General features: G+C 53.3%; 12 protein-coding genes and 1 tRNA gene. 4 read left to right on the top strand and 9 right to left on the bottom strand.

The annotated features are described in order from the left end of the window. Positions 1-18: 18 nt before the first annotated feature. Entirely contained in the window at positions 19-360 is a 342-nt protein-coding gene (locus R0135_RS06190; RefSeq protein WP_407349380.1) for a hypothetical protein, read from the top strand. A 126-nt stretch (positions 361-486) separates the two neighbouring features. Here the strand turns inward: R0135_RS06190 and R0135_RS06185 are convergent, their stop codons facing one another. Then, complete coding sequence (locus R0135_RS06185) at positions 487-2,064, bottom strand: arylsulfatase (protein WP_407349379.1); 1,578 nt, start codon at positions 2,062-2,064, stop codon at positions 487-489. A gap of 167 nt (positions 2,065-2,231) precedes the next feature. Between R0135_RS06185 and R0135_RS06180 the strand changes: the two genes are divergently transcribed. Then, on the top strand, positions 2,232-4,064 hold the full coding sequence (locus R0135_RS06180) for a DUF885 domain-containing protein (RefSeq protein WP_407349378.1): 1,833 nt from the start codon (positions 2,232-2,234) through the stop codon (positions 4,062-4,064). A 541-nt stretch (positions 4,065-4,605) separates the two neighbouring features. Here R0135_RS06180 and R0135_RS06175 read toward each other — a convergent pair. The 7 genes from R0135_RS06175 to R0135_RS06145 all read right to left on the bottom strand — a co-directional run bounded on the left by R0135_RS06175 (position 4,606) and on the right by R0135_RS06145 (position 10,308). Further along, entirely contained in the window at positions 4,606-4,803 is a 198-nt protein-coding gene (locus R0135_RS06175) for a DUF2892 domain-containing protein (protein ID WP_407349377.1), read from the bottom strand. Positions 4,804-4,855: 52 nt separating this feature from the next. Next, a complete protein-coding gene (locus R0135_RS06170; protein WP_407349376.1) occupies positions 4,856-5,587 on the bottom strand; it encodes a DUF2202 domain-containing protein in 732 nt (243 codons plus the stop codon). Beyond that, entirely contained in the window at positions 5,584-6,594 is a 1,011-nt protein-coding gene (locus R0135_RS06165) for a cytochrome-c peroxidase (protein WP_407349375.1), read from the bottom strand. The genes R0135_RS06170 and R0135_RS06165 overlap by 4 nt, the downstream gene beginning before the upstream one ends. Before the next feature lie 124 nt (positions 6,595-6,718). After that, on the bottom strand, positions 6,719-7,705 hold the full coding sequence (locus R0135_RS06160; RefSeq protein ID WP_407349374.1) for a DUF3365 domain-containing protein: 987 nt from the start codon (positions 7,703-7,705) through the stop codon (positions 6,719-6,721). Positions 7,706-7,754: 49 nt separating this feature from the next. Beyond that, positions 7,755-7,892: a hypothetical protein gene (locus R0135_RS06155; RefSeq protein WP_407349373.1), complete on the bottom strand. Its 138-nt coding sequence runs from the start codon at positions 7,890-7,892 to the stop codon at positions 7,755-7,757. After that, complete coding sequence (cydB, locus tag R0135_RS06150) at positions 7,889-8,899, bottom strand: cytochrome d ubiquinol oxidase subunit II (protein ID WP_407349372.1); 1,011 nt, start codon at positions 8,897-8,899, stop codon at positions 7,889-7,891. The genes R0135_RS06155 and cydB overlap by 4 nt, the downstream gene beginning before the upstream one ends. Beyond that, positions 8,899-10,308, bottom strand: a complete 1,410-nt coding sequence (locus R0135_RS06145; protein WP_407349371.1) for a cytochrome ubiquinol oxidase subunit I — start codon at positions 10,306-10,308, stop codon at positions 8,899-8,901. Before R0135_RS06145 ends, cydB begins: the two co-directional genes overlap by 1 nt. 174 nt (positions 10,309-10,482) lie before the next feature. Between R0135_RS06145 and R0135_RS06140 the strand changes: the two genes are divergently transcribed. Continuing rightward, complete coding sequence (locus R0135_RS06140) at positions 10,483-10,896, top strand: RrF2 family transcriptional regulator (RefSeq protein WP_407349370.1); 414 nt, start codon at positions 10,483-10,485, stop codon at positions 10,894-10,896. 309 nt (positions 10,897-11,205) lie between these two features. Here the strand turns inward: R0135_RS06140 and R0135_RS06135 are convergent. Continuing rightward, a tRNA-Asn gene (locus R0135_RS06135) sits at positions 11,206-11,281 on the bottom strand. A 110-nt stretch (positions 11,282-11,391) separates the two neighbouring features. Here R0135_RS06135 and uvrB point away from each other — a divergent pair. After that, on the top strand, positions 11,392-13,410 hold the full coding sequence (uvrB, locus tag R0135_RS06130) for an excinuclease ABC subunit UvrB (RefSeq protein WP_407349369.1): 2,019 nt from the start codon (positions 11,392-11,394) through the stop codon (positions 13,408-13,410). Positions 13,411-13,413 lie beyond the last annotated feature (3 nt).

The following is a 13,413-nucleotide window of genomic DNA, read 5'->3' as shown; positions in this document are numbered from 1 at the left end:
CTAAATAGGGGCTTATCAATGAAAACAAAACTATCGATTCTGTTATCAGCCGTCCTTGTTGCATCGGGATTTTCGGCCATGGCGTCTGCCGAAACGGACAAAGCGGTGTGTGAATTCTACAACCACGGAAAAGAGAAGAAGGATCGCACCGGACCCTGTACCGTGTCTCGCGAAGGTGGCGAGATCGAGATCGAACTTTACAAAGGCAAGGTGTATACCCTCACGCCGGAGGAAAAGCGTTCGAACCGCTATGTCGACCAGGATGGCAATCGCGCGGCTCGTGAAATGGATGCGGCGTGGAAGCACACCTACAAGTGGAAGAATCAGCGGCTTATCGTTATGTACACCGAGGACAAGTAGTCTTCGATTTTTGACGCTCTGAGGTTTTGAGGCTTTTAGCAACGCGACCTGAGGCGGGATTATAGAGCGGAACACAGACCCGTAAAAAAGCCGGCATTGAAGCCGGCTTTTTTGTGCGTCCTCTATCTACTTCGAACCGACTGATTCCAGAATCTTTGCCGATGCGTCACCAATGGTAAAGCTTCCCGGCTTTTGCCGCGGAGGAAACTCCTTGAAAGTACCGAGGAATTTGCCAACGTAGTCAGCCGCTGGAAGGAGCAAAAACACGTGATCAAGATACCAGTCGTAGTAGGTATTGGAGGTCAGGTTCGCCCGTTCGTAAGGATCACGTCTCAGGTTGAACAAGAGCGGAATGCGCAGTTCCGTCCAGGGCTCTGCCCAGGCGCGGAGAGTTTGAGGATAACGATGCTCCAGAAAGATTGCCTTCCAGTCGTTGTAGCGCAGTGCCGTCAAATCACCGTCATCCGAGAAATAGAAGATCTCGTTGCGTGGTGATGTTTCCTCTTTTCCAAGTAAGTAGTCGAGAGAGTTGTAGCCATCGAGGTGGACCTTGTACTTGCGCCCAATGGCCCGGACGTTGCCCTTAAGCAGGCGTTCCTTGATGTCCGGCGCTCCGGCCATCGCAAGAAAGGTGGGTAACCAGTCCATGTGATGCATGATTTCGTTTGATATCGAACCCTCGGGTATTTTCCCTGGCCAGCGAACCATTGCGGGTACGCGGAAACCGCCTTCCCAGTTGGTGTTCTTCTCACCACGAAAAGGAGTCATGCCTGCATCAGGCCAGCTGTTCATGTGCGGGCCGTTGTCTGTGGAGTACTGAACGAAGGTCTTGTCTGCAATTCCCAGCTCATCAAGGACGGCCAGGAGCTGGCCCACATGCATGTCGTGTTCGACCATGCCGTCGGCGTATTCATCCTGTCCCGACACACCGCGCATATCATCTTTAACGTGGGTGCGAAAATGCATCCGGGTACCGTTCCACCATACAAACCATGGGATGCCAGCGGCTTCTTGTTTCTTTATGAACTGAATAGCTGCGCCCAGCGTTTCTTCGTCGATGGTTTCCATGCGCTTTTTGGTCAGCGGTCCGGTATCTTCAATAGCGCCATCCGCGTAGGAGTGGACTACACCCCTGGGTCCAAAGCGCTCACGGAACGCGGGATTTGTCGGGTAGTCATCCAGCTCGGGTTCTTCCTCGGCATTCAGGTGGTAGAGATTTCCAAAAAACTCGTCAAACCCATGGTTCGTGGGCAGCATCTCATCGCGGTCACCCAGGTGGTTTTTACCAAATTGACCGGTGGCATAGCCGTAGGCTTTTAGTAGTCCCGCAATTGTCGGATCTTCAATTCTCATACCCTCAGCAGCGCCGGGCATGCCTACTTTTGACAAACCTGTACGAAACACCGACTGGCCGGTAATAAACGATGAGCGCCCTGCGGTGCAGGATTGCTCGGCGTAATAGTCAGTAAAAATCATCCCCTCATTGGCGATGCGGTCGATATTAGGGGTGCGATACCCCATCACGCCTTTGGTATAGGCAGAGATATTGGACTGGCCGATATCGTCTCCCCAGATAACAAGAATGTTCGGTTTTTCGTCTTGCGCCCACGCAGGCGATACCAGTACCGCGGCAAGCGCTAGCAACAACAGTCGACGCAGTATTTTTTCGCAGGTCTTTAACGGTGAGACTACGTATTTATTCATTGGGTAGTGATCCTCTATGTGCCCATACCAAGGATACATCTTTCTTTGAGGGTATCACTAGGGATACTCTGCGACGATCGAGTATTACACAAAGGCATTAGCCAGGAGTTCATTGCTCTGATGTCCGGCTGCTGTGCGTGGCTATCAACAACTGCAAGGAAACCAACGTGTCCGGGAAGATCAAAAAAATTGGCAAGTACGTCGGATTGACCCTGGGTAGTTTGCTCCTCGTCCTTGCAGCGTTCGCCGCTCATGAGTGGTACGCGAAGCCGTTCTTTATTGGGAACTTCGCTAATCGCGTATTCGTCCAGTATTTAATAAAAAGTCCCGAAGATCTCACCTATCTGGGTATCTTTGAACAGTTTGGCATTACTGGTCACAACGCTGAATGGAATGACGATTCCCAGGCAGCGGTAAAAGAGCGAACAGAATTTATACGGCAAACCATAGATACGCTGGATAGTTATGACGTGAGTGGTTTGACCGACGAGTGGCGAGTCTCAGTGGAGGTAGTGAAAGTATTTTTGGGAAACCCTGAGCAGGATTGGCGTTTTCGACTACACGATTACCCCGTAAACCAGTTAGATGGTTTACAGCTGGAAATTCCCGATTTGTTGCTTGCACTTCAAGCGGTCAACACCGGTAAGGACGCCGAGCACTACATCAGTCGCCTGTCGAAAGTCGGTATCAAAATGGCGCAAAACATGGAAGGGCTGCTGCTTCGCGAAGACAAGGGAATGATTCCGCCTACCTTTGTCATCGATAAGTCCCTTGCTGGGATGCGTACCTTCGTCGCCACGCCGCCTGAGGACAATGCGCTATACACATCCTTGAAGTCGAAAATGGAAGACAGTGATGCCATTGGTGTAGAGGCGCGTGAGGAATTTCTGCGTGCAGCCCGACGGGAGATAGAGGCAGTGGTCTACCCGGCGTACCAGCAGTACATCGATTACTTCACCGCGCTACGCGCAAAGTCCAATAGCGATGCTGGCATATGGAAGCTTCCTGACGGTGATGCTTACTACAATTATTGTCTGCGTGTTCATACGACCACCGAGATGACGGCAGAGGAGATTCATGCTCTGGGTTTAGCGGAAGTTGCGCGCATAGAAAGCGAGATACGGGGGATTTTTGAGGCCGAGGGTTTCGATACATCACGGGGTTTAAAAGCGATGTTTGACGCGCTGGCGAACGATGAGCGCTTTTATTATCCCGATACCGAGCTTGGGCGTAATCAGATCCTGGAGGACTATACCCAGATCATTTCAGAAATAGATGAAGGTCTTGGCAGCGCCTTCAATGTGCGACCTGCTGCACCCCTTGTGGTTGAGCGTGTGCCTGCGGCGAGAGAACAAACATCAGGGGCTTATTACAACGCCCCCGCGGGCGACGGTAGCCGTCCCGGTGTGTTCTACGCCAATCTTTATGACGTGAGAGCAACACCCAAATACGGGATGCGCACGCTCGCCTATCACGAGGCGATTCCTGGGCATCATCTGCAGGCTGCGGTGCAACTCGAGCTTGATAAGCTCCCGGCATTCAGAACAGCTGTTGATTTTACGGCCTATTCCGAGGGCTGGGGACTCTATGCTGAGCGGTTGGCCTGGGAGATGGGTTTTCTGTCAGACCCTTATGACAATCTCGGTCGTCTTCAACTTGAGATGCTGCGGGCGGTTCGCCTGGTCGTTGACACCGGTATCCACGCAAAGCGTTGGACCAGAGAGGAAGCCATCGATTACATGCTTGAGAAAACCGGGCGGGCAGAGAGCGAGGTTGTGTCCGAAATTGAGCGATACATCGTTTTACCCGGGCAGGCCACCGCTTACACCGTGGGTATGTTGGAAATACTTCGCCTGCGTAGCGAAGCGCAGATGGCTTTGGGTGACGACTATGACATTCGCGACTTCCACGATGTGGTGCTACTACACGGACCGCTCCCGCTCACAGTGCTGCGGGATCTTGTCATGCAGTACATTGCGCGCAAGCAGTCTGAGTCGTGACCTACTCGAAACAGCCGTCTGACACTTATTACCAAGCTTTGACGCTCAATAATTGTTCGCGAATTTGTTGTGCGCGGTAACGGCGGTTAAGTCTTTACCAGACCTTCGACAAACCTCGGGGTTCAGTTTACTCTGTAACCGTTTGATACTGCTAAAAAAGCAACTAAATATGGCTCCCCCGGCCCGCAAGCGTAGCTTGCGGTCGTTCGCTGGCTCGCAGCGATGCAGTTCGAAACCCCGGCTCACTCTGCTGAGTTCTAACCAGCGACCCAATGATTAGCAGTAGGGCTGAGAATGGCTTTCATTTGGTGTATGCACAGGGCCGTTAAGCGGTTTTTGGCCCTAGGAGATGGTTAAAACCTGCATGCGAACCTCCTTCAAACCAGAGGAGACGTGAGATGCCAGGATTCCCTAAATACCCACAGGTAAGCCAATGTAAGCCATCAACCGAAGTCTTGACTGAAGCCGAAGAAAGTCAGTTTTTGTCAGCGATCTTTACAGCGTTCCCTGATTTGGCTGCAGCCCCTGGAGTGGTATCTGTTTATTTTGGCGTGGGCGCCGGGCAGGTACGAATACCGAAGACGCTGTAGGCGGGACAATAACCGACCAGCCCGGTTACTACCGGTACGAGTCCGAGCCACGCCCAGTTGGTCTGTGGGCCTATAAAGGCAAGAGATACAATGCCGAGTCCGGCTGTGACCCGCACAATGCGGTCGGTAGTTCCTTCATTGCTTAGCATAATGGATGCTCCGTTGACTGGATTGTGTGTTCATGCGTGAACGACCGTGCACTCAGCCAGGACCTCGCTCCAATTCGCTGTTAATGATGTCATCGAATGCGTTTTGACTCAGGTACTCTGGTGTGTAGCTTCCCCCATTGTCGAGTAACTGACGATAGAAGGCGCGCAGATGGTTGCGGGATCCTTTTTGCAGACTCTCGTAGACCAGAGCGATGTCGGGATTATTGTCCAGTTCCGCCCGCAAACGGCTTAGATCAAAGATATCCAACTCTTCGATCAGCACGCCCACATAGAGTCCGTCTAATAGCGAGGGGGTGCCCCGGGCGGTGAGCGAGTCGTAGAGCATTTGTAGGTCAGTGTCTGTGAATATCCCAACCGCATTCCCTTCGGCAGGATCTGCAAGCGAGTAGCGATCCAGAAGCTGTTTTACTGCCGTCGCATGCGTGTCTTCGCTACTGGCAATATTGCTGAATATTTGCAGCTGATGACGGTCATATAGATAGCGGTAAACATCACCGGCAAGCTTCTCTTCTTCACGCATGAGCAGCAGTCCGTCGCGCTCGCTATCGCTCAATTCACCCAGTGATAGCGCTGCGAGAGCGTCCGTCAGGGCGCTTTCGTCGAAACTGGTTTCGCCAGCATCACTGACGAGCGTTACTGTCGGTTCGCTAACGGAAGAGGGGATGGTCGGTACCGTCTCGGGTGATGATGAAGAGCCGCCACCGCAGCCGTTCGCGGTGGCCATGGCAAAAATCAATAGGCTTATGAGCCAGCACTTTTTCATGAGCGCGCCTGCGATGGTTTAGGCCCAAAGGGATCTGGCTGTGGGGTCGCGGGAGTCGAAGGCGGCAGCTGAGGGAGTGCAAAGTTGGGTTGATCTCCCGTTAGCGTCTTTAGGAAGGCGACAATTTTGCCGGTTTCAAGATCACTGAACGTGCGGCCTAGCTGGATCTCACCCATGATGTTGACGGCCTCTTCCAGGGTATTGACGCTCCCGTCGTGGAAGTACGGGTAGGTCAGTTCAATATTGCGTAGCGTGGGTACTTTAAAGACCATGCGATCAGATTCTTTGCCAGTAACCGCAAAACGCCCCTGCGCCGGGTTGTCAGTTGCGTACGGCTTAATAAGGCCTGTTTTTTGAAACAGCGCCGCGCCTACGGCCGGGCCATTGTGGCAGCCGACGCAACCGCTGCTTTTGAACAGCTGGTAGCCCTCTAGTTCTTCGCCGCTCAGCGCCGTCTTATCCCCTAGAAGCCACTGATCAAAGCGTGAGTTAGGTGTTACCAGGGTTCGCTCAAACTCGGCGATGGCATCGGTTACACGATCAAGAGTGATGGATTCATCGCCGTAGGCGGCTACAAAACTCTCGACATAGCCAGGAATGGAAGCGATGACCTGTATAGCTACTGAGTGTGGCTGAGCCATTTCGCCCGGATTTGCGATGGGCCCGGCTGCCTGTTCTTTAAGGTCTGCTGCGCGGCCATCCCAGAATTGCGCCAGGTTGTAAGCCGAGTTCAAAACGGTAGGCGAGTTAATCGGTCCCTGCTGCCAGCCGTGACCTACAGAGGAGGTCAGGTTGTCGGCTCCGCCCATGCTGAGGTTGTGGCAGGAGTTGCATGATAGAAACCCCGACTTGGAGAGTCGTGGATCAAAGAACAATTGCTTTCCAATCTCAGCCTTGTTGCTGTCTATGTCGGTAGGCGCAGAGATCGGTGTAATGGGCTCAGCCGCCAAAAGAGATAGGGGCATTAGCAGACTAAGGCCTGATAATGCGATTGCTAAAACACGCATATTCATTCTCCGTGGTTCATCGAAAAATTCGGATTCGCCTGTGAGCGGCGGGCCTGTTAAGTAAGAACATTATTATAATCTAATATTAAGTTGGTAAGGCGCTCAAGTTGCATTGCGTAGCAATCTACTCTTTATCCATGGAGACCACGAAAATGCCTCTAAGCTCGTTCAAACCATAGCCTCGGGCTTGATCAAGGGGATACTCCGTGTCTAGGGCGGCCGCCGTGTCAGCGCTAATGTCGGCTGCATTTGTGCCGTGGCACTGCAGGCACATGGCATTGGTGACGATGGGGTAGTAGCCAACCATCTGGTCGTCAATTTGCTGCATAAGCGGCTTAGGTTGCTCCCCCTGCGCCAAAGCCTTCTTTGCGGCGACAATGTATTGCATCTGCGTTTTGTCAGCCTTGTTGTCCGGATTGCGGGGGCGATCGCTGACACGAGTGATGGACGCCTTAAGCTTTTGCGACATTCGTTCACTAATCGGAATGGCATTGTCCTGACAAAAACCGATGGCAGAAACGGTGTCACCGGTATTCAGGGCTTGCTTTAAGTTGCTGCCAAGCTCGGCCTTAGTGCTCAGCGCGATCTTCTTACCATGGCGCAAGTAGTCTGCATTTGTGTTCAGCGTTGTATTACCACGCCGCTGGTTGCTGCGTTGCTCATCTTGATAGTGCCGTTCAAACCACTCCGGGGCCTCCAGAGAACTGTGGTAGATGTAGTACGCGATTTGTGTGATCACAGCCGAATCCAGAGGCATTTTTGGCATCACTCCAAACTTTCTGATGGCACCTGGCATCTTCGCGTTTTCCGCCGTTGGGTTGTCGACAAAAGCGGCTAGCTGCCGGCTAAAATCCTCAAAGCTAGTATTTGAGTTTATGTAGTGTTTCTTTATTGCCGCCATGGGTGGGGCGATGCGGTTGTCCATTGCTGCGTTGGGGCTATGGCAGCTAAAACAACTGGACTCCAAGGCGCGAAAACCCGCAGCAAGTTGCTCCTGATCAAGCGAGTTCTTGCTGGCCTGCAGCGATGCCGGATCATCTGATTGCGTGGCGCTGACGCTGCTGGTGATTGCCAGCCCTAGAAGTGCGGCTAGAAGGGTACTTGTTTTCATAGTTGAGATATCCAAAATTGAGAACACGGGAAGAGTCAGTGGCAACTGGCTACGGCAAAAGAATCGAGCGCAGTAGCATCGACACACTGCCCACGCTCAGAACTCCAGCTATCCACAGGCCGATAAACCAGACCCATTGCAGCCCGCGACTGTTAATCTTGCTGCTGCGCGGTTTATCTTCGCTCATGAGTGGTACCCCGCATCTCCATGACGAACCTTGCCCCGAAAGATCCAGTAGGAGTAGCCGGTATAGCCGAGTATCAGTGGCAGCATGATAAGTGCACCGACGAGCATGAACATCAGGCTTGAATCGGGCGCTGCGGCCTCGTGTATCGTTACTGCGCGCGGCACAATATAAGGTGTAAGTCCCACACCAAGTCCGATAAAGCACAGCCCAAGAAGAACGATGGTGCTGGGATAAATGATGGAGTCGATCTGTTTAAAGATACCCCTTGCGATGAGTCCTGCCACCAGCAGAGTCAATAGTGGTATTGGCGCTACGAAGTAAATATTTGGACTTGTGAACCAGCGCGCGTAAATCTCCGGTGACAGGAACGGAGTCCACAGACTGACAATGCATACAAAGAAAAAGGTGCCTATCGCGGTTAAGGTTGCAAATCGATACGCCTGAGCGCGAATGCCGCCTTCAGTCTTGAGTATCAGCCAGCCTGACCCCAGCAGGGAATATCCGACGCATAAGGCAATGCCGGTCATTACCGTGAAGGGCGTGAGCCAGTCCCACCATCCACCGGCATAGGCACGACCTTCGACTTCAATACCCTGCACAAATGTGCCGAGAACGATGCCTTGCATGAACGTCGCCATGAATGAGCCGAATACAAAGCTTGTATCCCAGATCCGCTCGTGAGACTTGTCGCGCCAGCGGTATTCAAAGGCGACGCCTCGGAACACCAACGCAAGGAGCATGATGATGAAAGGCGCGTATAGCGCGGGCATGACAATGGCGTAGGCCAATGGAAATGCGGCAAATAATCCGCCGCCACCAAGAATCAGCCAGGTCTCGTTGCCGTCCCATACCGGGGCAACACTGTTCATGGCAACATCCCTATCTGCATCGGTGGCCAAAAAAGGAAAGAGCAGACCGACGCCCAGATCGAAGCCATCCAGGGCAACGTAGATAAACACGCCAAGAGACAGCAGGCCTGCCCATATCAGTGGTAAGTCCAGGTTCATCAGATGCCTCCGGTGAGTTCAGTGGTTGTCATTGACGCAGCGGGCGTTGTTCCGGCAGCTCGAAGCGGCTTGCCAGTCTGTGGGCCTTCGCCATCCGGCGGTAGACGCATCATGCGAATAATGTAGTAGGTGCCCGCGCCGAACAGGGCGAAATACACAACGATGAACGCGATGAGCGATGCGGCGACCGCCGGGGCATCTACTGGTGCAAGTGACTCGCTGGTGCGCAGGAGGCCATAGACAGTAAAAGGCTGTCTTCCCACCTCGGTGACAACCCAGCCAGCGAGCACCGCGACAAAGCCTGAGGGTCCCATCCACAGGGCCGATTTTTTGAACCAGCGTGTTTCGTAGAGTCGACCTTTCCAGCGCAGCCACACTGAATACATGCCGATAAGCGCCATGAGCGTACCAACGAGTATCATCACGCGGAAAGACCAGAACACCATGCCGACAGGCGGTCGATCAGAGGCTGGTGAATCAGTCAGTCCAGGCGTCTCCCCGTTAATTTCATGGGTCAGGACTATCGCCGAGGCGTAGGGGATTCCAATTTCGAAACTGTTTCGCTCGTTCTTTGAATCCGGCCATGCGGCGATAAGAAACGGTGCGCCCGTCTGTCGGTGCCAGTGGCCTTCCATCGCAGCGACTTTGATAGGCTGGTGTTCAAGGGTGTTGAGTCCGTGTAAGTCTCCGGAAAAAATCTGGATGGGAGCGACGAAGGTGGCCATCCACATAGCCATGGAAAACATCTTTCTGGCTTCTGCGTTGCTTTTATCGCGCAGCAGGTGCCATGCGCCAACGGCACCTACCACAAAGGACACAGTGAGGTAGGAAGCAAGGGTCATGTGGATTAGTCGGTAGGGAAAGCTGGGGTTGAAGATGATTGTCATCCAGTCGTCGGGGACAAACTGCCCCAACTCGTTGATCGCATGACCTGTAGGAGTTTGCATCCAGCTGTTTACGGCGAGTATCCAAGTGGCTGAAAGGAGGGTGCCGAAGGCCACCATGGACGTCGCGAAGTAGTGAAGCCTTTTACCGACACGGTCCATACCAAAAAGCATGATCCCGAGAAATCCAGCTTCAAGGAAGAATGCTGATAGGACTTCATAGGCCAGTAGAGGGCCTATCACCGGGCCCGCTTTATCAGAGAAGACGCTCCAGTTGGTCCCGAACTGATAAGACATCACCAGTCCTGACACCACGCCCATACCAAAGCCGACGGCAAAGATTTTCAGCCAGTACTTGTACAGACGGAGATACACCGGATTGTCGGTTTTTAGCCACAGCCCCTCTAGAACAAAGAGATAGCTGGCAAGACCAATAGAGAACGCGGGAAAAATGATGTGGAAGGAAACCGTGAACGCAAATTGCACGCGTGCAAGCATCGCAGCGTCAAAAAACTCAAGCACCATAGACTCCTCGATTTATGCTTTAAGTGGTATTTCATATAGTATTTATGAGATTGCGTGTAAAAGCAATATTTAATATAGTTGTTTAAATTCGAAATCTAGACAAACCGCGAACAAGCAATCGCGTAGGACAAAGGAGCAAAGCTCATTAGACTGACCGCGTACACCAATTACTCCATGCGCATACTTATGCACTGCGCCATACATCCGGGCCGAATAGTGCGGATTCAAGATGTTGCGACGGCCTTTGATATCTCAAAAGCCCACCTTTTAAAGTCCGCCCGTCATCTGGGCCAATTAGGATATTTGTCGACGTCTCGAGGGCGGAACGGAGGCATTCAGCTCGGCATGGCGCCGGAGCGGATATTCGTTGGCAAGGTGATTCGTGAGCTTGAGGATAGTGGTGATTTCGTCGAGTGTTTTAACAGCCAGACCAATACCTGCCCCATCGTCGGTCCCTGCAAACTAACCGGCTTGTTTCGCAAGGGTCTCGAAGCTTTTTATAAGGAACTGGACGATGTCAGCCTGGCAGATATCGTTGGCGATGGGCGAGCTCTTCGTGACCGATTACCGCTGCTTGAGCTCGCCTAATTTTTGGTTCATCGCGCTCGTTTTGCCGAATGTGCTCCGTTTGGTGCCGATGTAAGTTCGAGACTCATGTCGGGTGGTGCGCAGTCGGTAAGAAAGACCACACGATGAGTACCAAAACTTTATCAAAGCACGCTTGATGCGGCTATAAAAAACAGCTAAATACGGCGCCCGCGGCCCGCAAGCACTGCTTGCGGGCCTTCGCTGGCTCGCAGCGATGCTGCTCGAAACCCCAACTCACTCTACTGACCTCCGCGCGGTAGACGCTTAAACGAAAAAGGGCCGCACTATGTGCGACCCTTTCCGTTAAATTGGCTCCGCCTGCTGGGCTCGAACCAGCGACCCAATGATTAACAGTCATTTGCTCTACCAACTGAGCTAAGGCGGAGTAACTCTTTGCGTGGACCTGTCTTTGCAAAGAGGGCGCGATTCTAATCAGCCTCCGCTTCGGAATCAACACCAATTATACTAATAAACTTTTGGTCACCTGAATCTACTATGAGCAAGCCCTTCAAAGTTAACTCCCCCTTCAAGCCTGCCGGCGATCAACCGACGGCTATTAAGGCTCTCGTTGAGGGTATCCACGCGGGGTTAGCGGCACAAACGCTACTTGGTGTAACGGGCTCTGGTAAGACCTTTACCATGGCGCATGTGATCGAGCAGCTCCAGCGGCCCACCATTGTGATGGCGCACAACAAAACGCTGGCGGCGCAGTTGTACGGAGAATTTAAAGAATTCTTTCCTGACAACGCGGTGGAGTACTTCGTGTCCTACTACGATTACTTTCAGCCAGAGGCCTACGTGCCGTCCTCTGACACCTTTATCGAAAAAGACGCATCTGTGAACGAGCACATCGAGCAAATGCGCCTGTCGGCAACCAAGGCCCTGTTGGAGCGCAAGGACTGTATCGTGGTCGCCACCGTGTCGGCGATTTACGGCCTGGGCGACCCCAAGTCCTATTTCAAAATGGTGATGCATGTGTCTCGCGGTGAGATCATTGACCAGCGCCAGCTCCTACGGCACTTGGCAGAGCTCCAGTATTCGCGCAATGACATTGATTTTTCCCGGGGCACCTACCGCGTGCGCGGTGATGTGATTGACGTGTTCCCGGCAGAAGCCGAGGCAGAGGCGGTGCGTATCGAACTCTTCGACGAAGAGGTCGAGAACATCAGTCTCTTTGATCCGCTGACGGGCGTGATCATTGCCAAGGTCCCCCGCATCACGATTTACCCCAAGACGCACTACGTCACCTCCCGCGACACCATGCTCAATGCCATCGAGCACATTGAAGTGGAGCTCGAAGAGCGGGTGGCGCAGCTCAAATCCGTTGAGAAGCTGGTAGAAGCCCAGCGTCTGTCTCAGCGAACGCGTTACGACATTGAGATGATTCGCGAGCTGGGTTATTGCCAGGGGGTCGAGAACTATTCGCGCTACCTGTCGGGCCGTGGCCCCGGCGAGGCGCCACCGACGCTGTACGAGTATCTTCCGGACGATGCCCTGGTGATTATCGACGAGTCCCACGCGAGTATTCCGCAAATTGGCGCTATGTATAAAGGCGACCGATCCCGCAAAGAAACCCTGGTTGAGTACGGCTTTCGATTGCCCTCGGCGCTGGATAACCGGCCCCTGCGCTTCGAAGAATGGGAGAACCTTTTACCTCAGGCCGTGTTTGTATCGGCCACCCCGGGGCCTTACGAGGCAGAGCATGCGGGGCAGGTGGTAGAACAGGTGGTGCGGCCTACTGGCCTAACAGATCCCGAAATAGAGATTCGCCCGGCGACCACTCAGGTAGATGATCTTCTGGGAGAGATTCATAAAACCGTGGAGATGGGTGATCGGGTGCTGGTCACAACCCTCACCAAGCGTATGTCCGAGGATTTAACGGAGTATCTTGCCGAGCACGACGTGCGAGTACGGTACTTGCACTCCGACATCGACACCGTAGAGCGTGTAGAAATCATCCGCGACCTGCGCCTGGGGCACTTTGATGTGCTTGTGGGCATCAACTTGCTGCGCGAGGGTTTGGATATGCCCGAGGTCGCCCTCGTCGCGATCCTTGATGCGGATAAAGAGGGGTTTTTGCGTTCAGATCGTTCACTGATTCAGACCATCGGGCGCGGCGCCCGAAACTTGCGGGGCCGGGCGATTCTCTATGCCGACAGAATCACCGGCTCTATGCAGCGTGCCATAGACGAGACAGACCGGCGGCGTAAAAAACAGGTGGCGTTTAACGAAGCGAACAACATAACTCCCGTAGGTGTCATTAAGAGCGTTCAGGACATTATGGAAGGCGCTCGGCGCATGCCCACCAAGGCTAAGACCAAGGGTCAGAAGGTGGCCGAGGAGACCCTGGCTTTCAGTCAGGAGTTACTCAAGCTTTCGCCGACGGCTCTGGCGCGACGTCTCGACAAAATGGAGTCGCAGATGCACGAGCATGCCAAAAACCTGGAGTTCGAACAGGCTGCTGCACTCCGCGATCAGCTCACGGAGATTAAGCAGCAGGCCTTTATCAGTTAAAGG

This window comes from Congregibacter variabilis (assembly GCF_045689235.1).
Lineage (GTDB): Bacteria > Pseudomonadota > Gammaproteobacteria > Pseudomonadales > Halieaceae > Congregibacter > Congregibacter variabilis.
Note: the sequence above shows the minus strand (reverse complement) of the source record. Positions and strands in the feature narration are given on the sequence as shown.

Excerpts from the sequence above, each read along its gene's own strand:
- uvrB (WP_407349369.1), top strand. The coding sequence starts at position 11,392 with ATGAGCAAGCCCTTCAAAGTTAACTCCCCCTTCAAGCCTGCCGGCGAT.
- R0135_RS06145 (WP_407349371.1), bottom strand. The coding sequence starts at position 10,308 with ATGGTGCTTGAGTTTTTTGACGCTGCGATGCTTGCACGCGTGCAATTT.
- cydB (WP_407349372.1), bottom strand. The coding sequence starts at position 8,899 with ATGAACCTGGACTTACCACTGATATGGGCAGGCCTGCTGTCTCTTGGC.
- R0135_RS06190 (WP_407349380.1), top strand. The coding sequence starts at position 19 with ATGAAAACAAAACTATCGATTCTGTTATCAGCCGTCCTTGTTGCATCG.
- R0135_RS06175 (WP_407349377.1), bottom strand. The coding sequence starts at position 4,803 with ATGCTAAGCAATGAAGGAACTACCGACCGCATTGTGCGGGTCACAGCC.
- R0135_RS06140 (WP_407349370.1), top strand. The coding sequence starts at position 10,483 with ATGCGCATACTTATGCACTGCGCCATACATCCGGGCCGAATAGTGCGG.
- R0135_RS06165 (WP_407349375.1), bottom strand. The coding sequence starts at position 6,594 with ATGCGTGTTTTAGCAATCGCATTATCAGGCCTTAGTCTGCTAATGCCC.
- R0135_RS06160 (WP_407349374.1), bottom strand. The coding sequence starts at position 7,705 with ATGAAAACAAGTACCCTTCTAGCCGCACTTCTAGGGCTGGCAATCACC.
- R0135_RS06155 (WP_407349373.1), bottom strand. The coding sequence starts at position 7,892 with ATGAGCGAAGATAAACCGCGCAGCAGCAAGATTAACAGTCGCGGGCTG.
- R0135_RS06185 (WP_407349379.1), bottom strand. The coding sequence starts at position 2,064 with ATGAATAAATACGTAGTCTCACCGTTAAAGACCTGCGAAAAAATACTG.
- R0135_RS06170 (WP_407349376.1), bottom strand. The coding sequence starts at position 5,587 with ATGAAAAAGTGCTGGCTCATAAGCCTATTGATTTTTGCCATGGCCACC.